At 39.4% G+C, this 25172-nt stretch carries 27 protein-coding genes; 17 read left to right on the plus strand and 10 right to left on the minus strand.

From position 1 onward, the window contains the following. The first annotated feature begins 278 nt into the window (after positions 1-278). The 5 genes from NQT65_RS10180 (at position 279) to NQT65_RS10200 (ending at position 3958) form a co-directional block, all read left to right on the plus strand. A complete protein-coding gene (locus NQT65_RS10180; RefSeq protein WP_024033275.1) occupies positions 279-707 on the plus strand; it encodes a hypothetical protein in 429 nt (142 codons plus the stop codon). 10 nt (positions 708-717) lie between these two features. Next, on the plus strand, positions 718-1746 hold the full coding sequence (locus tag NQT65_RS10185; RefSeq protein ID WP_256851112.1) for a hypothetical protein: 1029 nt from the start codon (positions 718-720) through the stop codon (positions 1744-1746). A gap of 284 nt (positions 1747-2030) precedes the next feature. Beyond that, positions 2031-2423 carry a hypothetical protein gene (locus NQT65_RS10190; RefSeq protein WP_256851113.1) on the plus strand — a complete coding sequence of 131 codons (393 nt, stop codon included), beginning with the start codon at positions 2031-2033 and terminating at the stop codon, positions 2421-2423. A 192-nt stretch (positions 2424-2615) separates the two neighbouring features. Continuing rightward, a complete protein-coding gene (locus NQT65_RS10195) occupies positions 2616-3158 on the plus strand; it encodes a DUF6795 domain-containing protein (protein ID WP_256851114.1) in 543 nt (180 codons plus the stop codon). Between the two features lie 458 nt (positions 3159-3616). Then, positions 3617-3958, plus strand: coding sequence for a hypothetical protein (locus NQT65_RS10200; RefSeq protein ID WP_256851115.1), 342 nt, complete (start codon positions 3617-3619; stop codon positions 3956-3958). Between the two features lie 206 nt (positions 3959-4164). On the opposite strand, the gene NQT65_RS10205 is transcribed toward NQT65_RS10200, so the two are convergent. Beyond that, positions 4165-4473 (minus strand): hypothetical protein, encoded by a 309-nt coding sequence (locus NQT65_RS10205; RefSeq protein WP_138684889.1) that lies wholly within the window; start codon positions 4471-4473, stop codon positions 4165-4167. Positions 4474-4934: 461 nt separating this feature from the next. On the opposite strand from NQT65_RS10205, the gene NQT65_RS10210 reads away from it, so the two are divergent. Then, positions 4935-6167, plus strand: coding sequence for a Vgb family protein (locus NQT65_RS10210; protein ID WP_256851116.1), 1233 nt, complete (start codon positions 4935-4937; stop codon positions 6165-6167). A gap of 212 nt (positions 6168-6379) precedes the next feature. Continuing rightward, positions 6380-6874 (plus strand): hypothetical protein, encoded by a 495-nt coding sequence (locus NQT65_RS10215; RefSeq protein WP_004587586.1) that lies wholly within the window; start codon positions 6380-6382, stop codon positions 6872-6874. An 88-nt stretch (positions 6875-6962) separates the two neighbouring features. On the opposite strand, the gene NQT65_RS10220 is transcribed toward NQT65_RS10215, so the two are convergent. Beyond that, positions 6963-7208, minus strand: a complete 246-nt coding sequence (locus tag NQT65_RS10220; RefSeq protein ID WP_004587585.1) for a DUF4235 domain-containing protein — start codon at positions 7206-7208, stop codon at positions 6963-6965. A 507-nt stretch (positions 7209-7715) separates the two neighbouring features. Between NQT65_RS10220 and sodC the strand changes: the two genes are divergently transcribed. Both sodC and NQT65_RS10230 read left to right on the plus strand, forming a co-directional pair. After that, positions 7716-8285: a superoxide dismutase family protein gene (sodC, locus tag NQT65_RS10225; protein ID WP_096042283.1), complete on the plus strand. Its 570-nt coding sequence runs from the start codon at positions 7716-7718 to the stop codon at positions 8283-8285. 14 nt (positions 8286-8299) lie between these two features. After that, positions 8300-8533: a ChaB family protein gene (locus tag NQT65_RS10230; protein ID WP_256845473.1), complete on the plus strand. Its 234-nt coding sequence runs from the start codon at positions 8300-8302 to the stop codon at positions 8531-8533. A gap of 78 nt (positions 8534-8611) precedes the next feature. On the opposite strand, the gene NQT65_RS10235 is transcribed toward NQT65_RS10230, so the two are convergent. Next, on the minus strand, positions 8612-9940 hold the full coding sequence (locus NQT65_RS10235) for a sodium/glutamate symporter (RefSeq protein ID WP_138626223.1): 1329 nt from the start codon (positions 9938-9940) through the stop codon (positions 8612-8614). A gap of 311 nt (positions 9941-10251) precedes the next feature. On the opposite strand from NQT65_RS10235, the gene NQT65_RS10240 reads away from it, so the two are divergent. Beyond that, on the plus strand, positions 10252-10842 hold the full coding sequence (locus NQT65_RS10240) for an acyl carrier protein phosphodiesterase (RefSeq protein ID WP_256851117.1): 591 nt from the start codon (positions 10252-10254) through the stop codon (positions 10840-10842). 57 nt (positions 10843-10899) lie between these two features. On the opposite strand, the gene NQT65_RS10245 is transcribed toward NQT65_RS10240, so the two are convergent. From NQT65_RS10245 to NQT65_RS10255, 3 genes are read right to left on the minus strand one after another with little or no spacing between them, the layout of a single operon-like run. After that, positions 10900-11577 (minus strand): DUF799 domain-containing protein, encoded by a 678-nt coding sequence (locus NQT65_RS10245; protein ID WP_004587580.1) that lies wholly within the window; start codon positions 11575-11577, stop codon positions 10900-10902. A gap of 1 nt (position 11578) precedes the next feature. Continuing rightward, entirely contained in the window at positions 11579-11926 is a 348-nt protein-coding gene (locus NQT65_RS10250) for a DUF4810 domain-containing protein (RefSeq protein ID WP_256851118.1), read from the minus strand. Then, positions 11926-12606 carry a CsgG/HfaB family protein gene (locus NQT65_RS10255; RefSeq protein ID WP_256851119.1) on the minus strand — a complete coding sequence of 227 codons (681 nt, stop codon included), beginning with the start codon at positions 12604-12606 and terminating at the stop codon, positions 11926-11928. The genes NQT65_RS10250 and NQT65_RS10255 overlap by 1 nt, the downstream gene beginning before the upstream one ends. A gap of 347 nt (positions 12607-12953) precedes the next feature. Here NQT65_RS10255 and NQT65_RS10260 point away from each other — a divergent pair, with 347 nt between their 5' ends. Next, positions 12954-13631: a glutathione S-transferase family protein gene (locus NQT65_RS10260; protein ID WP_256851120.1), complete on the plus strand. Its 678-nt coding sequence runs from the start codon at positions 12954-12956 to the stop codon at positions 13629-13631. 67 nt (positions 13632-13698) lie between these two features. Here the strand turns inward: NQT65_RS10260 and NQT65_RS10265 are convergent, their stop codons facing one another. Further along, a complete protein-coding gene (locus tag NQT65_RS10265; RefSeq protein ID WP_256851121.1) occupies positions 13699-14847 on the minus strand; it encodes a PA0049 C-terminal domain-containing protein in 1149 nt (382 codons plus the stop codon). A gap of 206 nt (positions 14848-15053) precedes the next feature. Between NQT65_RS10265 and NQT65_RS10270 the strand changes: the two genes are divergently transcribed. Continuing rightward, positions 15054-16421, plus strand: coding sequence for an alkaline phosphatase PhoX (locus NQT65_RS10270; RefSeq protein ID WP_256851122.1), 1368 nt, complete (start codon positions 15054-15056; stop codon positions 16419-16421). A gap of 250 nt (positions 16422-16671) precedes the next feature. On the opposite strand, the gene dps is transcribed toward NQT65_RS10270, so the two are convergent. Next, positions 16672-17187 carry a DNA starvation/stationary phase protection protein Dps gene (dps, locus tag NQT65_RS10275; RefSeq protein WP_256851123.1) on the minus strand — a complete coding sequence of 172 codons (516 nt, stop codon included), beginning with the start codon at positions 17185-17187 and terminating at the stop codon, positions 16672-16674. A 612-nt stretch (positions 17188-17799) separates the two neighbouring features. On the opposite strand from dps, the gene NQT65_RS10280 reads away from it, so the two are divergent. Further along, entirely contained in the window at positions 17800-18579 is a 780-nt protein-coding gene (locus NQT65_RS10280) for a nucleoside-binding protein (RefSeq protein WP_256851124.1), read from the plus strand. 88 nt (positions 18580-18667) lie between these two features. On the opposite strand, the gene NQT65_RS10285 is transcribed toward NQT65_RS10280, so the two are convergent. Next, positions 18668-19447, minus strand: a complete 780-nt coding sequence (locus NQT65_RS10285; RefSeq protein WP_256851125.1) for a DUF2189 domain-containing protein — start codon at positions 19445-19447, stop codon at positions 18668-18670. Between the two features lie 256 nt (positions 19448-19703). On the opposite strand from NQT65_RS10285, the gene NQT65_RS10290 reads away from it, so the two are divergent. The 3 genes from NQT65_RS10290 (at position 19704) to NQT65_RS10300 (ending at position 23417) form a co-directional block, all read left to right on the plus strand. Then, a complete protein-coding gene (locus NQT65_RS10290; RefSeq protein ID WP_256851126.1) occupies positions 19704-20537 on the plus strand; it encodes a mechanosensitive ion channel family protein in 834 nt (277 codons plus the stop codon). A gap of 230 nt (positions 20538-20767) precedes the next feature. Then, on the plus strand, positions 20768-22840 hold the full coding sequence (locus tag NQT65_RS10295; protein WP_256851127.1) for a catalase: 2073 nt from the start codon (positions 20768-20770) through the stop codon (positions 22838-22840). A 106-nt stretch (positions 22841-22946) separates the two neighbouring features. After that, positions 22947-23417 carry a GFA family protein gene (locus NQT65_RS10300; protein ID WP_256851128.1) on the plus strand — a complete coding sequence of 157 codons (471 nt, stop codon included), beginning with the start codon at positions 22947-22949 and terminating at the stop codon, positions 23415-23417. 66 nt (positions 23418-23483) lie between these two features. Here NQT65_RS10300 and NQT65_RS10305 read toward each other — a convergent pair whose 3' ends face one another. After that, the gene (locus NQT65_RS10305; protein ID WP_138684879.1) at positions 23484-24500 is read right to left on the minus strand and encodes a substrate-binding domain-containing protein; all 1017 of its coding nucleotides are present in this window, start codon (positions 24498-24500) and stop codon (positions 23484-23486) included. Positions 24501-24670: 170 nt separating this feature from the next. On the opposite strand from NQT65_RS10305, the gene NQT65_RS10310 reads away from it, so the two are divergent. Further along, complete coding sequence (locus NQT65_RS10310; RefSeq protein ID WP_256851129.1) at positions 24671-25144, plus strand: VOC family protein; 474 nt, start codon at positions 24671-24673, stop codon at positions 25142-25144. The last annotated feature ends 28 nt before the right edge of the window (positions 25145-25172 follow it).

Here is a 25172-nt window from a genome sequence, read left to right on the forward strand (position 1 = left end):
CGGCGATATCGAAAGCTGTAGGTAGGTTGAATAAATTAATGGTTGAAGATGAAAAGGTTAAATTACAATTGGAAAAACTTCGAGATTGTTTGATGTCTGAAGTCAAGATTTGACCCCAAGCCTTTTTGACCCCAAGCCTTTTTTTGATAAAAATACAGAAAAACTCTATATTTCCTATAAAGCAGTTTTTAATTTATCTTAACAACTTTGCTCCGAAGTATACATTACTCAAAGAAAAATATAATATTATTAATATCTAATGTTAAACGGATTTAATTATGGAAGAAATTACAGCTTTCTCAGAAAATAAAACCAAAGAAAAATTACAGGTGCGCTTAGATAGCCTGAAAAACCAACAGGTATTATATGGAGAAAAGGTAGAAAGAATATTTAGAAGAAAAAATTGCACATATATTTTTTTTACCTCAGATGATTCTCCATACGAGGAGGCATTGTACATTACTTTAGTTGATTCAATAGGTGAAGTTATTGAAAGTGTTGAACTGATGAAGCCATATTCGCCAGGGATTTTGAAAGATTTAATAATTAGAAATGATCAAAATATTGAATTTAAATTTTGGGGGGAATCGATAAATAATTTAATTATTGCAGACAAAAAAAAAGTACACTTCTCTCATATAATACCTTCAAATGGTGTTCGTTACTCCAATAAATTATCACCAAGTTATTTAACAATAAAAGATTAAGGTTTCAAACATGGACTCGTTTATTTCTGATAAAGATGTAGAAATTAGTATTAAGCAAATGGAAATAGCTGCGATTAACTTTGGTAGTCGTTTCATAAATGACTCAAAAGTAAGAGCACTATATATGGAACAGACAAAAAAAATGTCCTTGGAATTAGTTAATGCTTATAAGGCTGGAGTCATTACGCCTAAACAGGCAGCTGTAGCTGCAAATGAGATGCGGAATGAAATAATGACTGTTTCTCGCAGTAAAACTAGTGATATTGGTAAAGCTAAAGTAGTTAAGTTAAAGGCAAAAGGTCTGAATTTAGAGACGTTATTAGATAAATATGCAAAAAGCCAGTTCGGTAAAAGTTTCGCTGAGCTTACCGAATCAGAAGCTTCATCAATTTATAAAAAGATAGTTCAAAGTGCAGGGAAGGCAAATCCTAAGGTTAGTGCCAAAGCAAGCAATTTAGGCAAAGCCGGACGAAGTTTATGGGTACTTTCTATATGCATCGCCGTTTATAATATTAGTAGTTCTAATAATAAAATTAAAACTGCAGGGCGTGAAGCAACCAACATTGGGGGAGGTTTCGCTGGGGGCGCTGCAGGGGGCGCGACTGCTGGTATCTGGTTTGGGCCTATTGGTGTAGCTGTAGGTGTTGTAGTTGGAGGTGTTTTAGGCTCTATTATGTCTGATCAAGCATATATTGAGCTTGCAGGTCCTGATGGAAAATTTGCAAGAAGTTTTATACCTCGCTTTACTAATGTCTTATCTACTCATGAGAATAAAATGGCAAGTGCTTTAATTACTGAGTGTACGTATGAATTAGATAAGGTAATGGCTGTTTTTTTTGAATTGAATGATAAATATTTCACTGATGTTGATGATATTGCACTAGCTTATGTAGGAATGATTAGAACAGGTAGGTATCCTCTTATTAAGCAAGCTTTATCACTAAATAAAGCTCTAAAAAACTTTCTTATTCAGGTATTGGATAGTGGTTGGACGTCTTCTTCTGAGAAAGAGTGTATAAGGTACCTTCGTCATATCTAGTTACAATGGACTTCTGTAGTGGTCAACTAATTTTGGCCACAGTTTTAAAATTTAAAAGTGTTAGAAATTATTTTTAATATTCAACACTATTCAGCCATATCCCAAACGGTATGCAGGCTAAATAAGTTAATAATTGAAGATGATAAGGTCAACTTACAGTTCGACAAACTTCGAGATAGTTTGATGTATGAAGTCAAGATTAGATCCCAAGCCTGACTATACAGGAACTGCATATAACGGGGAAATTAAGGGTATTGCAATTGGTGTCATTGAGAGCCTAGAAAGTGAAGGTTGAAGCATTGTCAGCAAGTGACCAAATTTCCAATTTAAAACATAGCTCAATCTGTGCTGCGGCGATTGTTGCGAGTGTTTTTAGCTATTCATCATTAGCATTCACTATATTAATAATGTTATGGCCTTACAGCGCAGTAGATGAGCTAGGTCAGCGGGTAATAGGTTTTTTTGTTGGAATATGTATATTGTTTGGTGTACTTTTATCAATTGGTAAATGCTTGGTTCTAAAGATTTATAGCCTGTTAGCTTGTAGTGCTATAATTTCAACCCTTATTTATATAATAGGTATTGTTACCGAGCAGAGAGATGGTTTTTCTTTTAATGGCTTAGAACTTTCTGTTTTATTTATAGTACTTAATTTTATTACTCTTTTTCAAAAGTAAATATTTAAAATTTAGCATTAAAGTAATTAAGAGGCTTAAAAGACTACATCAGCAGCAGTTAGAGTAGCGAAAATTAATTGCATATTATTTAATACCCGATAAAATATTTTTATATCGACAAGGACTGTGGGTAATCTTCATAATAAATTACACATTATTCCTCCAAAAACAATCATATTTCAAGAGGTTATTGTGTCAATCATTGACAAAATTCAAAGCTTCAGCGCGAAAATTCAGCCCTTTTTTGATCAATTTGGTGCGCACAAAGTACATCTATCTCCTGAAGTACTCGGGTGTTTAAAAAATAACGGTGAGCCAATTGGCAATCAATTGATTTTACGTAGTCTTAGCTTCTCAGACGGTAAGCCACGTAGAGATTTTGTTTATACAGACCCCGATGGTAGTTTTAGATTTCCTGAAAAAACGATTCGTTCCGATGAACCCAGCATACCATTCAAAGAAATATTTACTAATCAATACATTACCACGACTATTAATAGAAAAAAATTTATTATTTGGCGAGCGACATTAATAGGAAAAAACCCTATTAATGAATTTAACAGTAAATTAAGTTGCCTTAACGCTGATATAACTAATGAGGCCATTTTATTTAGCTTTTCTAGTAATCGAGAAGAAATGAGCTTAGAGGGGACTTCAATTTGTCGTTGGGATAAAGGTTTTGAAGTTATTGATGTTGATGAACACCTAAATCTTAATAGTGATAAAGTTAAATAAAAATATAAGAAAATAATTATGATGCAAGTTTTAACTCCTTCATTAGCAGCTAGGTTTACTGCAATATCATATTCAACTAACACAACTGATGGTGTCGAGGGCTCCTCTTATTATGGAGCTTTGTCTAGACACTTTGATTTTAATTAGCAAATGTTTTTAATGTTAGGCATTATTCGGCTGTATCAAAAGCTGTTGATAGATTAAATGCATTAATTATTGAAAATAATAAGGTTGAATTACAGTGGGAAGAGCTTCGAGATGGTTTGATGTCTGAAGTCAAGCTTTAACCTCATACTGCATACTGACTTTCATAATGGGATAGCCTTATGTTTGAGTTTTATACTACCAATAATAGCTATATTCCTTTTTTTTAGTGGCTTTTATTGCTTGTTATGTTTCTGGTTATATTATCAGAGTTTATCAAAATTTATTTTTATATATTTAAAAAGGAGTGTTAAATGATGCTTAGTGTTTTTTTAATTGCTTCGCTAAGTATTGACTTTCATCTTGCTGGAAAAACTTCTGCGGGCTTAATACTTTGTGAAAATTTAAATAAGAAGGCGACTCTCGAAAAAATAAAAGAATATAGTAAGTTGCATAATGAGCTCAATAGTTATTTAAGCTCTGAGTTAGAGTCAAACTCTGACTTAAGTAATCGATTTTATAGTGCGCAGGTTGATTTTATTAATTCATTTGAAAATGCAGATAAAAGCAAATCTTTAGATGAAAGTTTATTAACTACAGAAAAGTGCCAAATACATATAAATAATGCAAATCAGTTGATAAAAAAGTTTCAGTGAAAATTTTATCTCAGGCTTAACTTAATTCGATTATGATCAATTATAGTATTCGGTAGGGGGCGGCCCTTCTACTTTTGTGATTAAGGAAAAATGCAAAACCTGCCTCTATAACCCCATTTAAAAAGGGCAATATTATTGCTCTATTTTATGCCCTTAAACTTATTTTTATATACTATTGCGCTTCAAAGCTTTGCTCTAGCCCTTCTTTAGTCATCAGGGCCTTTTAAAGTAAACACTAAATGTTTACGCATATCTTTTAAAATCACGCCTTTTTTAAGCATTGCGGCGCTTAAACGCTTTTGCCATTTTAATAAATCAGGCTCTGCGGCTGCTAAAGCTTGTTCGTTTTCGAACTGAAAACACAAAAGTAGTGAACTTGGAAATAAGTGATATTCCACATCAAACCAGCACTGCACCATACCAGGGATTTCTTCGCGCCCTTGTGCTTCTAGTTTATCGGCAACGTTAAGCACAAGTGCTTGTTGTTTTACTTGCACTGCAGAGAGTTTTTTCATTATTAAAATCCAAATTAGCGGCTAATACATACAGCCAGAATGCGGGCATTATACGCAAGCTTGTAGCTATGCAACAACCGTAGGTTGGTTTGAGCGAAGCGAAACCCAACGCATAGCCAATGTAATAGCCACAGCTAAAGTTAAATACAATGTTATTTATTGTAGGCGCTTAGCTTGCTAGCGCGTTGGCCGAAAGCGCGAACTATTTGGTTTAATATGAAGGGGAAGTTTGTTTTAGTTTTTTAAGCAAGAAAACGTACCTAAATTACCATTACCCCCCCAAAAAATAACGATTTCCACACCGAAAATAAAAACGACACTATTCTGCTAAAAGCTAAAAGCTAAAAGCTAAAAGCTAAAAGCTAAAAGCTAAAAGCTAAAAGCTAAAAGCTAAAAGCTAAAAGTGCTCATATAGTAAACACTTTCGCCCTATGCTTTAATATTAAAAAAGGGAGGGCGTTATGCGTAAAAATCGATTTTTATTTAATAAACATGTTACGGCAATGGCTGCGCTAGGGGCTTTAGCTGCGCCGTTACCTGTATTGAGTAACGAGCCTGGGGTATTAGTTGAGCAGCTTTGTGCTAGTTGCCATAGTTTAAACAACCTTGAGCGCAGTGCGGGTTATAGCCAAGCGGATTGGCAAACACTCATAAGTTATATGGTAGATACAGGCGAGGGCACTGCGCTTAGTAAAGATATTAGCGCGTATTTGGCCAAGCATTACCCTGTTAATAATAAGCGTGAGTCAACGGTGGTTAAAGGCGATTTAAAACTTAGCTTTAAATACTGGCGAGTGCCTACGCTTGGGCAACGTGCTCGCGACCCTGTGCAAGGTGAAAACGGGCTTATTTGGTGGGTTGGCCAGTGGGGCAATATTTTAGGTAGGTTAAACCCTAAAACCGGTGAAATGAAAGAGTACACTTTGCCAAGTGGTACGTATGCGCACAGTGTATCGCTTGATAAAAACCAAACCCCTTGGTTTTTAGGTAATAAAAATGGCACGGTTGGGTATTTAGATTTAAAAACCGAAAAATTTAAAGTGTATAAAATGCCTGATAAAAACGCCCGTGACCCGCATACAGGCGTATTTGATGATGCGGGTATATTTTGGTTTACCCTGCAGCACAGCAACATGATTGGCAGGCTAAACCCTAAAAGCGGCGATATTAAACTGGCTACTTTACCCACTAAAGGCTCGCGGCCTTATGGTATAAAGCTTGATTCTAGCGGGACGCCGTGGGTGTCGTGTAATGGCAGTAACTGTTTGGTTAAAGTTGATAAAAACACCATGGAGCTTAGCGAAATAAAACTCCCAGGTGCTAAAACACATACTAGGCGCCTTGCTATTACGCCTGATGATATGGTGTTTTATGTAAACTCTGGCATGGGTAAACTTGGCCGCTATAACACCAAAAACGGTAAAATAACGCAGTGGGATAATCCCAGCGGCGAAAACAGCCACCCGTATGCCATTGAATATGCTGATAATGCTATTTGGTTTAATGAGTCGGCTAAGCGCCCCGAAACGCTGGTTAGGTTTGATTTAAAAACTCAAACCATGCAAAGCTGGCAAATTCCCAGTAAAGAAGGGGTTTACTCTGGCTTAATTAGGCACATGCGTATGGGCAATAACGGCTTAATTATTCATCAAACGGCTACTAATCAATTAGCCGAAATTACTTGGTCTAAGTAATTGAGTTGATTAACGCGTTATATAAAAGCGCTAAGCGTTAGTGTATTTATTTATGTGGTAGGAGTTTTTTACAACGGTTAGCAATATTTACTGTGTAAATGAAAGCAGTAGTTTGGGGTTGTTGTTTAACTTATTGATTAATAGCAATAATTTAAGTGGTTCAGGTTTTGCTTAGTAATGGCTGTATTTTTTAAATAAATAAAGGAGTTATTATGAGCACGGTTATTACTGGGTTATTTGAAAGCGCATCACAAGCAACACTGGCTATTTATAGATTAGAAGCATTAGGTATTAATGAAGCTGATATAAGCATTGTAGCCAATGACTCATACGCAAAGGAAGACTTTGCCTTAGACGAGGGAACCAAAGCGGCTGAAGGCGGCATTGTTGGTGCAGCGTCTGGTGGTATTATAGCTGCAATTGTTGGCGGTTTTACTGCCGTAGGTACCGTGGCAACCGGTGGTACAGGTTTATTAGTAGCAGGCCCATTAGTGGCTGCATTTGCAGCGGGCGGCGCTGGTGCTGCCGTTGGCGGAAGTTTAGGCGCTGCTATTGGGGCGTTTATTCCTGAGCACGAAGTTAAATTTTACGAAGACGCCATTGAAAAAGGCTCTATATTAATTGGTGTTAAGTACGACAGCGATAACAAAAGCGCGATTGAAGAAATACTTAAAAATGCAGGCGCGAGTAGTGTGTCTACCGCGTAAAGCTAATTAGTTTAAAGTAATAAAAAAGGTGAAACTTAGTTTCACCTTTTTTTATGCTTTTTTACGTTGCACTTTAGTGGCTATTGGCTTACTTAGATTTACGTTTGTCGAGCACATAATGTACGGCCATTCTTGCCACGCCTGCACCAATGCCAGATACCACTGCCCATGTAACGGCTTCTTTAAGATCTGTATGCTCGCTTGGCTTGTCTTTTGGGGCGGGCTCGTTGGTTACCTTTTCCCACGACTTTTGTAAACTTTTTCTGGTTAGCATGCCAGCTGATGCGGCGGCTAGGCCTATACCTAGTGTTTTAATTAGTTGCTTGTTACTCATAATTCCCTCGATTGTTTAATAGCGATAGGGTCATCTATAACCCGTTTAATAACACTAGTATGTTCAGCAATTAGTATACCGATAGCGCAGCAGGCGTGGTGAGCATGGTTTATTTTATCGTTTGCATAGGCGCGTATTTTGATTAAACGCGCTGTGCTATTGGCTTAGCGCGGTATTAGTAAATGCGCTATTAAGTGGTTAAGCTGCTTTTTTACCCGTTTTGAGCGGTACTTAGTATTAGGCGGGTGGGCGTGTTAAGCCTGTAAAGTTGTCATTTCTTTTGTAAATTTGCACCAGTTTTTGTACAGCGTTTAAACAAAAACATGCAGTAAATTTTATGTATGTGTAGTGGTTAATTATCTAGCCTTGTTTATTTTATTTTTAATCAATGCGTTACGTTTAGCGCAGGTGAAATTTTTTGCCTACAGTGAGCTTGGTATAGAGATTGTACCTAATAACTGAGCAGTCGCGTTATTTACAAACCTGATACTACATGAGGAGATCACGATGAATTGTTTACAGTTTGATTCAACCGCTAAAAAAAGCGTAACACGTATTTTTAAACCAGCTTGCGCCATATTATTTACCGCTGCAATGCTACAAAATAGCGCATTGGCGAATGTAGATGTTGATATGCATGCAGTAAGTAAGTCGGGGCAAGGTGAGCTACTTGGCACCGTTACACTGACAGAAAATGAGCACGGGGTGGTATTTACCCCTGCGCTTAAAGGCTTAACGCCTGGGCAGCATGGCTTTCATGTTCATCAATATGCTAGCTGCGAGCCAAAGCAAAAAAACGGTAAAGTTGTACCGGCCGGTGCTGCTGGTGGGCACTTTGATCCTAACAGTGCTAAACACCACGATGAACCGTGGAGTAATGGCCACTTAGGCGATTTACCTGCGTTATTTGTAAATGAACGCGGCGAAGCTAAATCGCCTGTTTTAGCGCCAAGGCTCAAGCTTGAGCAGCTTAAACAACACGCAGTGATGATCCACAAAGGGGGCGACAATTATGCCGACGAACCCAAGAAATTAGGTGGTGGCGGTAAACGTGTTGCGTGCGGCGTAATTAAGTAATACGGAGATTATTTATGCCTTATCAAAACACAAACGAGTTACCGGATTCGGTAAAAAGTAACTTACCTAAACATGCCCAAGAGATATATCAAGAAGCGTTTAATAGCGCGTGGGACACCTACGAGGACCCAAACGATAGAAAAAACGACGACGACCGCGAAACCACAGCGCATAAAGTGGCTTGGTCTGCGGTTAAAAATAGCTACAGTAAAAATGATAATGGCAATTGGGTTAAGTCGAGTAATTAGTTACTGGTAAAAGTAAAAAACCAATGCATAAAAAAGCCGCTACAAAAGTTGTAGCGGCTTTTTTATAGCGCAATTAGGCTACTCGCTTTTGTGTTTGCGGCGTTTATAAAAGGCAAAACCACCCACTACACAGGCTAATATAACCGCCATAATAATAGTAAATGCCCACGGCCCAAAGTTAGCAATGGCAGGAAGTGCAAGGGCAGTAACAATACCGCCGCCAACCACAGGCTCATAAAGTGGTTGTTTGTAACTAAAGGGACGAATATGCTCGCTTGGGTTTGAGGTAGCCTGTTTTAGCATTAACAGTCCAACCGCCGTAGTGCCCATAGATTGCCCAAGCTCGCCAATTCCTCTCACTTTCCAATCTTTTGGGAAAAACCACCCACCAAAGAAAAAGTAAATAGCTGCGCTATAGGCAACCCCCACCGCGCCTAAAATTAAAATACTTTGCCAATATTTAGCAAGTACCGATAAGTTAAGCGCACCCAGTGCGGCAATTATTAGTAAATCGAGGGAGAGGTTAGAAAGCAGATTTATTTGATAGTGACTAATTAAGTTACCCATGCCTGATTTATTAAGCACTATTTGCACCACTAAACCCACCATCATCGCAATGGGGAATAAAGGCATGTACTCAAGTATTTTTACCGATGAATCGGCAAAAAGGTTTTTTTCGGCTACTTGTAAGCCACTAAGAATAAGCCAAGCAACAATAACAACCGTGCCTAAAATAGCAAAGTGCAGGCCAAATGGGCGGTCTTTTACTTCTACTTTTTCGTCGTGGCTAATTTCAAGTTCTTGGTCGCCCCCATCGGTGCGGTTAGACATAATAGTCCCTAACACGATGGCGCTTATAAGGCCTATTGTTGCTATACCTAACCCCAAGTCCATACCTTTTGCAAAATCGATACTTTCAAAAGTGGATTGCAAGCCAGCTACGGTGCCATGCCCGCCCTGAAATCCCACCGCAATGAGTGCGCCGGCAACTTCGTTGGTATCAAATAAAGGGGCAAGTACTAATAATGCCGTGATCATACCCACCACATATTGACCTATGGCAATGCTGTAGCCAAAGCTTAAATTGGGTAGGCTTTGATTTAGCGATTGTTTAATTGTAGGTATTTTTTTACCTAAAAATAAACCTGCAAACACCACTACAATTAAATACCCTGGTAGCTCCTTCCATATGCTTGTGACCTTTTCATCTATCCATAAATTAGTGCCTTGGAGCGACAAATTAATATGCTCACCGAGTAATTGTGGCCCTAATAAAAGAGCCAATACGCCAGCAATTAACGATGAGGGCACAATTAAGCCCCTTAAAAATGTGTACTTAATTAAATTACCTAGCGTTAAAAAAAAAGCCAGTAATAGTAACGACTTAAAAAATATAGCTATATCCATAACTGATTTAACCTATGTTTTATGCTCCTTTAAACTACTCACTAATAAAAAGAGCTATACATGTTTGAGTGCTAAATACGCTAAGTAGCAATATATATTCCAGCGATTTTTAAATTTTAAGTGATTGATAATTCTATTTTAAATATTTAATGCTGAATTGAGTGCAACGGCTTTACAAAGTGTTTGTATAATTTTCAAACTAAAGTGTTAGGTAAAGACACAGGGAGTGCGCTAAACACTCGTGTGAGTTTCGCTTAAATGTGCGTTACTATTTGGCAAAATTAAGTTTGTTTAAACCCATTGGGATTACGTTGAATTATTTAGCTCACCTTTACTTAGCAAAGCCTACAGCCGATTCACACTTTGGCAATTTATTAGGTGATTTTGGTGGACGCAGGCACGCAGAATACCTGCCCAATAGCGTTAAAAGTGCACTAGAAAACCATTACTTAGTGGATAAATTTACCGACTCACACGCTTTAGTAAAAACCACTAAACAGTACTTTTCGCCCGAGCGAAAGCGCTTTGCAGGCGTAGCGATTGACGTGCTGTTTGATCACTTTTTAATTAGGCATTGGCAGCAATTTAATAAACACCCTTTAAATGATTTTAAACGCAGCAGCTACGCTCTTTTAAATGAGCGCATAGCCGTTATGCCACCGCGCATGCAGCATGTTGTAACCAGCATGACTACAAACGATTGGTTTAAAGAATACGAAACTATAGAAGGGGTAGGGTTTGCGCTTGATAACATAGCCAAACGCATTCGTTTTACTAATAACTTTGCCGGTGCCGCTGAAGATATAGCGCAAAACTACCATGAGTTAGAATCGGTGTTTTTAGCATTTTTCCCTGAGTTAATTGAACATGTAAAAGAGAACGCTCTTGAAAGGGATTATTAAAAAGACCAAACTACATTTAGTTTGGCCTTTTTGACTTTTGCCTAATAACGGAACTCGTTATTTTTGTTTTTCACTTGGTGCTGGCTTACCGTAATTTGGCGAGCGTGGTCCGTAAAGCAAGCCATTGTAAGTATCAGACGATAGTAAGCGAGTTGAAGTAATAGCTGCAATCTCAAACCCTTTGTCGGTCACCGTCTCAGCTATTTGATTAATAGCCGCAACTACTAGCATACCTACAAGTCCGCCACCGCCATTACTTTGCTGTTCTGCTGATGAGGCTCTTGCTTTACCCTGCCATAATTGCTCGCCACTTCGTAAATCAACTAATGAAGCTGAAACCGTTACAGCAGTTTCGCTAGAAATTACAACATAGCTAGTACCATATTCTTCGATGGTAATGTAAAGGGCAGTATCGGCACCAAAAATATCATGCAGCTTTTCTACTGGTACTTGGTGTACATCACTTGCCACTGTAAGGCCATTACCTTTAAACGTTTGTTCAACTAGTGCTACCGGAAAAACATAAAAACCAGATTCAGCAATAGGGGCAACCATTTGTGTCATAACACTGTATGGTGCAATTACTTCAGGTGTATTATTCAATGGTGGCAAAATAATTACTGAATGAGGGTCTGCTTGTTTAAATGCAGTGTAATCGTGTGCTGGTGGAGCTGATACACAACCTGCAAGTAGTGCTAATAATGCTGCTGTTGTAAGTGTTTTCAAGTTGAACATGTTAAGCACCTTCCGCTGACTTTAGAAGAAAATCTATGTATTGCACCGACTCAGGGAAAAGTGTTTTTTCTGTTTCGAAGTGAGTTGTACCTAATGAAGGGTTACCTGTTTCAAAATAGAGCATACCTAAGTGAGCATGAAGGCCAGGCGCAACAGGCTTGTTTTTACCTGCGGCCTCGCTAATGATTTGCTCAAGCATACTAATTTGTTCTTCAGCGGTTACTTCATCAGCTTTTAAGTAGGCGTAAACCGCAGTGCTATAATCGCCATAATAATAAATTGGCTCTTTAGTCGAGTTACAACCTGTTAAAGCTGCACAGACCATAATTAGGGATAACAGTTTTTTCATTATTTATCACCCCACTGGCCTGACTCTAAACCTGTAACAAGCTTATTTACCACTTCACGAATTGCTAAATCGAGCACTTTACCATTTAAGGTTGCATCGTATGAAGCTGTACTACCAAAGCCAATAACTTCACGTTCAGATAAGCTGTATTCGCCAGCGCCTTGAACGGAGTAAATAACTTCTGAAGTTGTTACATCAACAATATTTAAGGTTACTTTTGCATACGCAATTTGTGATTTACCTTTACCTAGTAAACCAAACAGTTGGCGATCGCCAATGGCTTTTCGGCCAAACTCTGTTACATCGCCTGTTACTACAAATTTAGCACCACTCAGAGCCTGTTTTGTACCTGTTAACTTTGCTTCTTCTGCTAGGGCTGCCATATTGTCGCGGTCTAGAACACTAAATCGATTTGTTTGTTGTAAATGGCTCATTAATGTAGTTTTGGCTTGGCTACCTAAACGGTCTTGTCCTGAAGAAAATATGCCGTTCTGAAAGCTAGAGCGATTTACAAATTGGCCTACGACTAATTTACTTTTTGTGCCAGAGTAAGTTGTGTTGTAGCTTGCTACCGTTGGCGTTTCAACTACTTTTGACGATGTAGTAGCACAGCCCGATAATGTAGATGCAGTAAGTGCAGAAATTATAATTGTTTTAATGTATTTGTTGCTTATGCGCATAAGTTTCTTATATCCGTTTAAATAAATGCAGAAGTAATCTAGAAAGGAGCTTGCACAAGAAAAGTGAGTTTAAGTTCAAGAATCCATTCCAAGCGACTTTATAAACAAAAACTCATGTAAACGCAATGTTATTATTACTTTAAGATCAATATATTCAATCGTATAACAAATGTAATTCTTACTCCTATGCTGAATATACTCACCTATTAACCATTGAATTAAAGAATGTGAAGCTAGGGCTGGTAGCTATTTAAGTGGGCTATATTTTATTTCGTAAAGATAGTAGTTAAATTGAACGACTGCTCAAGTTGTGGTTTAATTGTAGCTACTACTTTTAGGAGCGTTTTATGATCAAATTTTATTTTCACCATACACCTAACCCAATGAAGGTTGCTTTGTTTTTAGAAGAAACAGGGCTGCCGTTTGAACTTATGCCACTTGATACCTTAAAAGGTGAGCAACATACGCCTGAGTTTAAAGCCATCAATCCTAACGCAAAAGCACCAGCCATTGTTGATGGTGAAACCCGTGTGTTTGATTCGAACGCTATATTAATGTACCTAAGCGAAAAACACGGTAAGTTAGCAGGTAAGCCAGAGAATCGCGCCGAAATGCTTTCATGGTTAATGTTTATAGCATCGGGCCTTGGGCCGTATTCGGGGCAAAGTGTACACTTTAGACACATGGCGCCTGAAGGGCTTGATTACGCAGTTAACCGCTACTTGCGTGAGGCGCAGCGCCATTACGAAGTGCTTGATGCACACCTTGAAGGTCGCGACTTTATAGTGGGTGATGAATACACCATTGCTGATGTATCTGCTTGGGGTTGGATTGATAAAGCGCCAGTAGTACTTGGTGAAGAAGGCCTAGCGCCATACCCTAATTTAAAACGTTGGTTTGAAAGCATTGATAGCCGCCCAGCGGTTGCGCGTGCACGTAAAATTGGCACCGATGTCGCCTTTAAAAAAGAGTTTGATGAAGAAGCCAAACGTGCGTTTTTCCCATCTAACTACCCGAAGAGCTAACGCTTAAAAAGTAAAAAAGGGCAATTAATATTGCCCTTTTTTTATGTATATTAATTGCTTAGCTTTATTATAATGCCACTAAGCTTTGCGTGAGCATTGCTTTAATTTGTTTAACTATGTTGGCTTCTGTTTCGGGTTCAAATTGTTGAATACGCGGGGTATGGATATGCCCAGTAGGAATGCTCGAATTTAGCGCGTCACGCAGTCGAATACTACGATACGATATTTCGTTAGACAAATAACCACCCCCGCCGCCATTTACTGCAACACTGTTTTTAAGCGCGCCGTATGAGCCGGCTTTAAAGGTTTTATTAAGTGTAGTTACTTCGCGGTTGTCGATTACTTTATATGGGCCTTTGGCGTTTTGCATGGCGCTTACTGGTAGGCTAAATTTTACAAACTCATTACCAGGTAGTGGGCGGCCATTTAGCTTGGGTATAACAGGGCTTGTTTGCGTACCGCCGTAGACAATATTGGCGTTATCTGGCGCGGTTACGCTGCGGCGTTTACCAGGAAAGTGCTCTAAATCAAACTCGGTTCTGCCCATGCTAACCGTTACAACCATGTCGACGTTATTAAGTGCGTAGTAGGGGGCAAGGAGTGATTCTATTATACCTTGGTCAAAGTCTTCGTAGCGTACTGGTACCATAACCGTATTAATTTCGGCGCTAACGCCATTGTAATTAATAACTTGGCCGTCGAGTAACAATGCGGCGACCCCAGATGGGTTACTTTGGTTGATATTTTTGTCGAGTAAAAAAGGGTCAAATCCGGTAAGTATAATTTTTTTATCACTACCTGATGAAAAAGCTAAATCGGTGCGGCCTCGGCTGCCTTCTTCAAGCATGCTTAGCAGCGTATTTATGTGCGCGTCAGATAGCTCAACGTTAGCTTCGGTTGTACGTATTACTTTGCTTGAAAGCAAGCGCGCCCAGTAAAGTGCTCGGTCGTCGTAATTGTTAGTTTTAATAATGCGTTGCTTAGCGCTTTCCCACAGCTCAAAACTATAGGTTTGAATGAGCTGCTTTGCCTCTTTAAAGTTATTGAGTGCTTTAAACTGTTGCTCAAAGGTGGTTACTTCTTTATTAAAGGCGTTTAACACAGTGGGCATTGCTGTTTGTGCTTTGCTGATGCGTTGTTCTTCAACGGTGAGTGGATTACTTAAAGCTGCGAATGAAGAGGCAATTAAGCTGGTTGCTAGTAATACTTTGATCATGATACTCCTAATTAAGCCGTTGTTATTTGAGTAACTTACTATCCTACTATTAAACAGTGAGGGCAATTATTTAAAGTTGAATTAACTGATATCTGGTACGGATGGAATGTTACATTATTACATTTTGATGAATTTAGCAAAGCGCCGCACTTCTAGCGGGTTATTTCCTTTACTATAGATTTAATAAAAAACACGGGAATAAAATAATGGTTTCTAGAAGAGAGTTTTTATTTAGTGCAGGCTCGCTTGCGTTTATCGGCTTATCGCGCAGCGCAATGGGTAACGTTGCTTTACCTGAAGTAACGACTAAGTTGCCAGCTTATGGCCCATTAATAGCCGACCCTCAGGCCTTATTAGATTTACCTAAAGGCTTTAGTTATCGGGTTATATCGGCACTTGGCGATAAAATGGATGATGGTTTCGACGTACCCGACCGTGCCGATGGCATGGGTTGTATTGCATTAGATAACGAACGCGTAGCCCTTATACGTAACCATGAGCTACAACCTAAACACATTAATAAAGCATCTGATTTAATTAGTAACCACAAAACCCCCTTAGCCTATGATTCATTTAAAAATGGTGTAGCTTTGCCTGGGGGCACTAGCCATATTATTTATAACTTAAAAGAGCAAAAACGCGAACAAGAGTATTTATCGCTGTGTGGCACAATAAGAAACTGCTCAGGCGGTGTAACGCCGTGGGGTAGTTGGCTAACCTGCGAAGAAACCGTTATGGATAAAAGCGATGGCTTGTCTCAATCTCACGGTTACATTTTTGAGGTACCAGCCAGCGCCAAAGGCTTAATTAAGCCTGAGCCATTATATGATATGGGCCGGTTTAATCATGAAGCCGCCGCAATAGACCCACAAACCGGTATTGTTTATTTAACTGAAGATAGAGGCGATAGTTTGTTTTATCGGTTTATTCCTCATCATCGCGATAAGTTAAATAAAGGCGGCATATTGCAAGCTATGGTAATTAAAAACCAGCCTCAGTTTGATAGCCGAAATTGGGATTCACCGGCCATGCCATTACACAGCGACCTTTTAGTTGAATGGATAACGCTCACAGATCCTAAAAGCCCAAATGATGACCTACGTAAGCAAGGTTATAAAAAAGGTGCAGCCTTATTCGCACGAGGAGAGGGAATACATTGGGGTAAAAATGAGCTTTATTTTTGCTGTACTAATGGGGGCAAAAAGCAGTTAGGTCAGGTAATGAAGTACACACCTTCAAAAAACGAAGGCACTGAGTTAGAGCAAAATGAGCCTGGTAAAATACAACTATTTGTAGAAAGTACAAACGAGTCGTTATACAACTTTGGTGATAATTTAACGGTAGCACCTAACGGGCATTTAATTGTATGTGAGGATCAATACACAGACACGGTGAATAACCATTTACGCGGGGTGACACCTAAAGGAGAGGTGTATAACTTTGCTAAATTGCATGCGCAAACAGAGCTTGCTGGGGCGTGTTTTTCACCTGACGGGCAAACCTTGTTTGTAAACGTATACATGCCAACTAAAACGTTGGCTATTACTGGTCCTTGGGATAGTTTTAAGCTTTAAAGTGGTAAAAAATACAAACGCTTAGTATAGGTATACTAAGCGTTTGTATTTTAACAATCCTTGTAGGTTTACCAAATCCGTTAGCAAGCTTTAATCATCCTTGGTGCATTTACTACATCCTTTATGTAATAAGCAACGAGTCCTTGTAGTTTGCACTTCATCCTGTACCTACTTTTGTAACGTGTCCTTGTATTTTTATTAGTCCTTTAACTCTTATTAACATTCCTTGTATGGCAAAGTGGGTAATAAATTAATGATTTAGTTTACCTGCAGACGATTCAATGTGTGCACGTACAAACCATTGAAACTGCTCTAAGTCACCTAGCTGGCTGGTGATCATATCCTCTGATACTGGGTCTAATTCAGACAGCGTGCCAATGGCTTTGCGGTGGTCGGCGTTAACGCCGCTGTATACTTTGTCTAATGCACCTAAATGCTCTACTACAAAGGCTTTACCTAATGAGTATTCTTCCCATGTGCGGCGATCTACAATAGACTTAGGTGTACCTTGTGGCGTACCGCCTAATGTAGCAATACGCTCTGCGATGGTGTCGGTCATTTCGCGAATAGCATCCACTTGTGGGTCTAACATTTCATGCACACCAATAAAGCTTGGGCCTACTACATTCCAGTGAATATGCTTTAAAGTAAGTTGTAAGTCTAAAAGTGCTACGAGTCGGTTATCGAGTGTTTCAATTGTTTTTTTTGCTGATTCGTTATCCATACCTGGGGCTGTAAATTCAATTGGGTGTTTTGAGTTACTCATAATGTCTCCCGTTGTGTAATTTGTTGTATGTAGCCATTGCTACCATTTAACTTGCAATACATGAAGCAAAGCCTATGCCTACCAAGTTTATTTATTTAAATTATTGATATTTAATGCTTTATTTTTAATTGGGTACGTAGGGTTAAAAAGGGAGAGACGTAGAATATGAATTTTATGCACTTATTTTTGTAAATTGTGCACAGTAGTAAAAAAGCTGTGGCTGTTTATCGATTGAGTTGAAATTTGTTTATGCTCAATAAGGCATAGTCTGTGTAATACAGCTACCTAAAGTACCTAGCCTTACAATTCATGCCGTTATTAAATTGCCTTTAAAAGCCCATCTTAATATTGCACGCGCTACAACCTCTAAATAAAACCCAGTAAATAAGCTATGCAAGGGTATACAAAATATAAAGGTGCTTATTTATTACCTGCGTAATGATTAATTCAGGTGTTTTATAAAGGGCTAACGCTGCTCTTTTAAAGCCGCGCTACTGGGCTTTACTGCTTAGATTTTAAAAATCAGCCTTTGTGCTTATTTAATCTCTTTAGTTGGTGAATGCTCACTGATATACTCCCGCCGCATTTTAATTGGGGTTATGTAAATAAATCATGAATTTTTTAAAAACACTGTTTACAACATCTATACTGCTTTTGTCTCACTCAGCACTAGCAGAAAATTGGAGCGTCACACAGCTTCACACAAATTTTGGCGATGCCTTAAATCCCTTTACCGGGGAGTCGTCATTTACACGCACCTACACCATAGAGCATGCCTCAGAGCATGACTTAGGTGATAACTACTTTTTTATCGACTTTTTAAACGACAGCCTTAGTGATGGTTTTCAAGATACGGGTATATATGGCGAGTGGTACACAACGCTTAGCTTATCAAAAGCCTTTGATACCTCAGTGCGTTACGGTGCAATAAAAGACACAGGTTTAGTGTTTGGTATAAACGCCGGTGAAGAGGGGTTAATGAAATACACCCCAGGCATCAAGCTCAGTTGGGATGCCCCAGGCTTTGATTTTTTAACAACTACTTTTGCAGGTTACATTGATGCCAACGGCGGCGTGCAAAAAGATCAGCTAGCCAAGCAAGACAACAGTATTTTTATAGACCTTGCATGGGGTGCACCTTTTACACTAGCTAGCCAAGCATTTTATTTTACCGGCCACGTAGAATATATTTCTGGGCGTGATGACGAACTAGGCAATAAAGTTAAAGAGTGGTTGCTTGCTCAACCCGCTGTGCATTGGGATGTAGGGCAAAACTTTAATTTAAACCCGCAACAGTTAATGGTAGGGGTGGAGTGGCGCTATTGGTACAACAAGTTAGGGACTAATAAAATAGAAAACCAGCCCTTTTTACATGCTATTTGGGTATTTTAAGCACAGCTTGCTTTGCTAGGTTAATAAAAAATAGCGCCTTTTGGCGCTATTTTTAGTCAGTGTGGTTGGAACTTTAAGTGGTTGGTTGTTACTCGTAACCACGAGGTTTTTTGGTTTTAATAACTGCAATATAAGCATGCCAACTGGCGTAACTAAGCAAAGGCATAATTACAATAAAGCCCGTGGCGCCGGTAGCAAAACCAACAGCTACCAATACAAATATACAAATTGACCATACCACCATAGCGGCAAAGTTAGTTTTTACAGCGTTCATAGAGCTTATTACAGCGGTCATAATATCTACTCGGCGCTCCATCATTATTTGTGGAGCAAAAGCAGAAAGCGAAAATACAGTCACCAGTAATACCCCTCCTATTATGCTGCCTAACGTTAAAAACGCCGATAACTCTTCAAAGGTGGGATTGGCGTGGCTAGGATATAAAGCATGCACAAGTGCGGCTAAACGCATCCAAGCAATCATGATAACCATTAGCATTATTGCAAAGCCCCATTCGCCTACTGGGTTTCTAAACATCGACTTTATAGAGTGGCTAAGTGTGGGTTTATGGCCTTTTTCAAGCTCCCATGCTACATCGTAAAGGCCTGCCGCAAAGGCTGGGCCTATTAATGCAAACGCCACGGTTGCAGGCAGTATTACTAAATATGTACCTGTAAACATTGCCCAGTAAACAATAGCAACAGGAATAAGGGTAAATATTACCCCGTAAATAAGGCTCAATATGGGCGCACGGGTCATGTCTTTAAATGCCAGTGCTAGCCAGTGAAAAGCCGCAAATGTGCTTACCTTATTGCATTCAATGCAGCGGGCAAATTCAGAGTGTTTATTAATCGTATTTGTTGTTGGCATAACAACGCTCCTTAACAAGGTGTCTCTTAAAGGTTTAGAACACATTGGCTTTATTTACAAATTGAACAATATATACGCAATAAAAAATATTTTCGGTCAATTTATATACTGATTTGTGTTTGTAACTGTTATTGGTGATAAAAATGAAAGGCAAATACTGCGACTAAGTAAAAATTCGTAATTTAGTTAATTAAAAGTTAATATAAAGTGTTTAATATACTTTTATATTTACAACCAGTCTAACAGGAACAATAAAATGGACGAGATAATAAATAATATTGATGTAAATCAGTATTTGCCGGCAGCAGTAATGTGGGCAACAAATATTCTAATGGCAATAGTTATATTACTAATAGGCTTATGGCTTGCGGGTAAAGTGCGTAATATGATTATTAGTTTATGCCATAAATACACTCACTTTGATGACACGCTGTTTCGCTTTTTAGGCAGTATGGCGCGCTATGTTATTTTAGCGTTTGTATTTATTGCCGTGTTAAACCGCTTTGGTGTGCAAACAGCTTCAATAATTGCGCTATTAGGTGCGGCAGGTTTAGCTGTTGGGTTAGCGCTGCAAGGTGCTATGTCTAACTTAGCTGCAGGTGTAATGTTACTTATATTTAGACCTTACAAAGTAAACGACTTTATTGAAGCCGCAGGGCGCTTTGGTAAAGTTACCGAGGTTGATATGTTTACAACTATTTTGCAAACGTTCGATAATCAGCAAGTTATTATCCCAAATAGCCAAATATGGGGAGCGCAAATTATTAATCACTCGCATCATCCTATTCGTGGCGTAGATATGCACTTTGGTGTGGCATACGATGAAAACACCGACGCTGTTCGCAAAGTTATTGATAGCGTACTTGAGGGTCATCCACACATACTAAAAGACCCAGCTCCTTTTGTTGAAGTAGAAACACTAAACAACAGCTCGGTAGACTTTTTAGTAAGACCTTTTTGTAAAGGCGAGCACTACTTCGAAATTTTATACACGGTGCCAGAGCTGATTAAAAAAGCCCTTGATGAAAACAATATCGAAATTCCATTCCCACATCGAAAAGTTATTTTAGTTAACGAGAATAAAGATTAAGGCTTAAGCCTAAGAGCACTTTTTAAGTGCTCTTTTTTTGTCTGAAAAAGTTACACACCTGTGTAATTTTTTCTTTTATAAATTACCTCAAATACTACTTTTTTGTCTGTACAGCCCTTTTTTACTAGGTTGGATGGCTGGTCTTTATTTTGCATTTGCATAGTCGCTTTTAGTTTTAAAGCTCATAAAAACTATCGACCCATTAAATCAAATTGTATGAAGGACTAAACATGGCTGAATCATTTAAATACTCAGGCAATAAAGGGCATGGTGGCGAATTACATCAAAAGGCTTCTGATGAATACCCAACGATGACCACCGCGCAAGGGTGCCCTGTTAGCGACGATCAAAACTCATTACGTGCAGGCAAGCGCGGCCCAGGTTTATTAGAAGATCATGTAATGCGCGAAAAGCTGTTTCACTTTGATCACGAACGCATTCCAGAGCGTGTGGTACATGCCAGAGGCTACGGTGCTCATGGTTATTTTGAAACCTACGACACGCTTGAAGATTTAACCTGTGCAGATATTTTTCAGCGCAAAGGTGAAAAAACACCGGTATTTGCAAGGTTCTCAACTGTTGCAGGGAATAAAGGGTCTCCCGATTTAGCACGTGATGTTCGCGGGTTTGCTGTTAAATTTTACACCCAAGAAGGAAACTGGGATTTAGTGGGTAACAACATACCTGTATTTTTTATTCAGGATGCGATGAAGTTTCCTGATTTAATTCACTCAGCTAAGGCTGAACCAGACCGTGGTTTTCCACAAGCGCAAACCGCGCACGATAACTTTTGGGACTTTGTGAGTTTATCACCTGAGTCAATGCATATGATTATGTGGGCCATGTCAGATAGAGCCATACCGCGCTCTTTACGCTTTATGGAAGGCTTTGGTGTTCATACCTTTAAATTTATTAATGCAGATGGCGATGAAAAATTTGTTAAGTTTCATTGGAAACCAAAAGCCGGTATGCAGTCAGTAGTGTGGAACGAAGCACTTAAACTTAATGGTGCTGACCCTGATTTTCATCGCAGAGACATGTGGGAATCTATTGGTAAAGGCGACTTCCCAGAGTGGGAGCTGGGTGTACAAGTGTTTGATCAGCAATTTGCTGATGAATTTGAATTTGATGTTTTTGATGCCACCAAGCTTATACCTGAAGAGCAAGTACCAGTAAAAATTGTGGGCCGCATGGTGCTTGACCGTGTAGTTGATAACTTTTTTGCCGAAACAGAGCAAGTTGCTTTTTGTACTCAAAACATTGTACCTGGGCTTGATTTTACACCCGACCCATTACTGCAAGGGCGTAACTTTTCGTATTTAGATACTCAAACCAAACGCTTAGGCGGTCCTAACTTTACGCATATTCCGGTTAATGCGCCTAAATGCCCAATGCGTCATTTTCAACAAGATGGCCACATGGCAATGCATAACCCTAAAGGGCGTGCTAACTACGAGCCAAACTCGTGGAGCGGCGATGAACATAACCCCCGCGAATGCCCAGTGCATGGCTTTAAAAGCTCAAGCGAGCCAGAAGTAAGCGGTGGAGATAAGCTGCGTTATCGCTCAGAAACATTTAGCGATCACTACAGCCAAGCGCGCCAATTTTACTTAAGCCAAACAGACGTAGAGCAAGCGCACATTCAATATGCATTTGTATTTGAGCTTTCAAAAGTAGAGCATGTGCCGATTCGTGAGCGTGTGGTTTCGCACTTATTAAATGTAGATAACACATTAGCGCAAGAAGTTGCAAAAGGCCTGCGCCTGCAAGATATGCCAGAGCCGGCTGAAGCTGCTATGCCAACGCGTAACGATTTACCTGTATCGGATGCGCTAAGTATTTTAAAAAATGCGCCAGATACCTTTAAAGGTCGTAAGTTAGGTATTTTAGTGAGCGATGGCTTTGATGCTGATATTTTTAGTTCGGTTACAAATGCCTTAGACGCTGAAGGTGCTAACTACGAAATTGTGGCCGCACAAGTAGGTGGTGCATGTTGTAGTAAAGGTAAGCATGTAGCAGCGGATCAAGTAATCAATGGCGGCCCTTCGGTGCTTTACGATGCGGTGATGGTACTTGCAACGCAAGAGGGCGCTAAGAAGCTTGCTGGTATTCCTGAGGCAAAAGACTTTGTGAGCGATGCGTTCGCGCACATGAAATACATAGGCTACACAAAAGATGCCATGGCATTATTTGAAGCCGCAGGGCTTGATGGTAAAGCCGACGATGGTTGGATAGATTTAAACATGCACTCTGCAGATAAATTTATTGAAACATTGCGCAATTTAAGATTTTGGCAGCGTTAGAACAAAACGCTTTAGAAAATAAAAACCACACCCAGTAAAGGGTCTGGTTTTTTTATGGCTAACTGGTTATGGTATTAACTCTAAACAGTAACTAATTGGATTTATTATGAAGCTTAAAGGCGCTTGTCACTGTGGCAAAGTAACGTTTAGTGTGAGCTCTAAACACCCTTATCCTTATAACTTATGTTACTGCTCTATTTGTCGTAAAACGGCCGGCAGTGGCGGGTTTGTTATAAACTTGAACGCACAATACAGCACGCTTGAGGTTACAGGGCGTGAACATATTACTGTTTATCATGCCAAAGTGGGTGATAAAACCAGCCCCGCTGAGCGCCATTTTTGTAAGCACTGCAGCAGTAACTTGTGGTTATATGATTCGCGATGGCCTGAGCAAGTTCATCCCTTTGCTGGCGCAATAGACAGCGAATTACCCATACCGCCAGAGCACACCCATTTAATGCTTGCTAGTAAGGCCAATTGGGTTACCCCGCATATTCAAAAGAATGATAAACAGTTTGATGAATACCCCGATGAAAGCATTGCAGCGTGGCACCAACGCTTAAACTTAGAGCAATAATACGCTGGCTAAAGTGCACTGCATCGTACTTAAAAGGGCATAACTCCCAGTTAACTGGGTAAAATTTTAATGATTAACAGTGCACTGTGAGGCGTTACTTTGTGTACAGTAATGAAAGTCGGTGTAGTAGTGAGATTGCGCAGGCTTTTTATTATATAAAATGTAGTCGTGCATTAGCTTGGTGCTCAAGCGGCCCATTTCAAAAGGGTTTTGCCCTATGTTAGCCGAAGATAGACCCCTGCTTAACACATTGAGCTGTATTTCTTCTGTATCGGCAGAAACAATAATAATGTCTTTATCGGCAATACGTTGCTTAAAAGGCGCTAAGGCATTTACGTAATGAGGGTTAAATTGTGCAAACCCCGCCACAGCTAAAAAAATGGGTGGGTTGTCCATTTTTAATAAATGCATTAACTGCTTTAGTGACTCTTCGCGCTTACCTAAACTAAATAAGGGGCAGCGACTATGTTCGCGCCAGCCGTTTTTACCTGATAGGTGCGCTGTCGCTTGATCAGACAGCGCATACCTAACCCCAGCAATACGCTTGTTTAAATTAGGGGTTGTATGGTGCCCCGACTGCATGCAAAGCGTATTATTTGCTTTGTTGGTCAGTTTTTTTACTTGCTCGCCTAAGGCAACGCCAAAGTCGAAGTTGTTACTGCCAACGTAGGCTAGGCGGTACTGTTGGTGTTTTTCTAGCAGGTCAGAATCAAACGTTATAACAGGAATGTTTTTGCTTTTAAGCGCCATTAATGAACGAGTGACCAAATGCTGAGAGTCGGTTGTTGCTACAATTAACCCATCTATTTTTTGATCAACTAACCTATTAATGACCATAGATTGGCTACGAATGTCTTGAAAGTCTTTTGGTCCATCGTACTTGCATTCTATTTCAGGGTGCTCATTACTAAAGTGCAAACAGCCTTTAAAGGCTTGCTGATAAAAGGTGTCGTTTTTTGTTTTACCTACAATGGCAATCACAACTTTAGCCACGCTTTGGTGGGCGAATAAAGCACACCAGCTTAAAACTAAATACTTCAGAACTTTATACTTTTTAGCGGCTAAGCTAATTTTAGCTAACATTATAAAAGTCCTAAGCAAATAAAAGTAAGATATATATTACAGCTAGTATAGTTATTGACCACAAATTGGCTAATTTAATTATAGTGACTTAAATGAGTTAACACGTTGAAAGAAGTGTTTTTAACCTATAGGCTAAATACATACACCCATAAAAAATAATGGAGAGCGTTATGACTGTTTCAGCAATTCCCAAAGGGTTTAGTTCGATAACACCGTACTTAATTATAGAAGGTGCTCAGCAAGCTATTTGTTTTTATCGTGATGCATTTAATGCGCAGTCAGTAATGCAAATGCCGCTGCCAGAGGGCGGTATAGCCCATGCTGAAATTATAATTGGCGACTCCCATATTATGATTTCGGACTCATGCCCAGATGAGTCATTTAAAAGCCCCAATGCACTTGGTGGCACACCGGTAAGTTTAATGCTTTACGTAGAAGATGTAGATAGCGTATTTAAAAAGGCAATTGAACTTGGCGCTATAGAAGTACGCCCAGTGCACGACCAGTTTTATGGTGATAGAGCAGGTACCCTACAAGATCCATTCGGGCATATTTGGACCATAGGCACCCATAAAGAAGATTTAAGTGAGCAAGAAATTAACCAACGAATGGCCGACTTAATGTCAAAAGAGCAAGATGCTTAGCGCAACTTGCTCTTTTGAGATTAGATTA

It is taken from the genome of Pseudoalteromonas agarivorans (assembly GCF_024518735.1).
Taxonomy (GTDB): Bacteria; Pseudomonadota; Gammaproteobacteria; order Enterobacterales; family Alteromonadaceae; genus Pseudoalteromonas; species Pseudoalteromonas atlantica.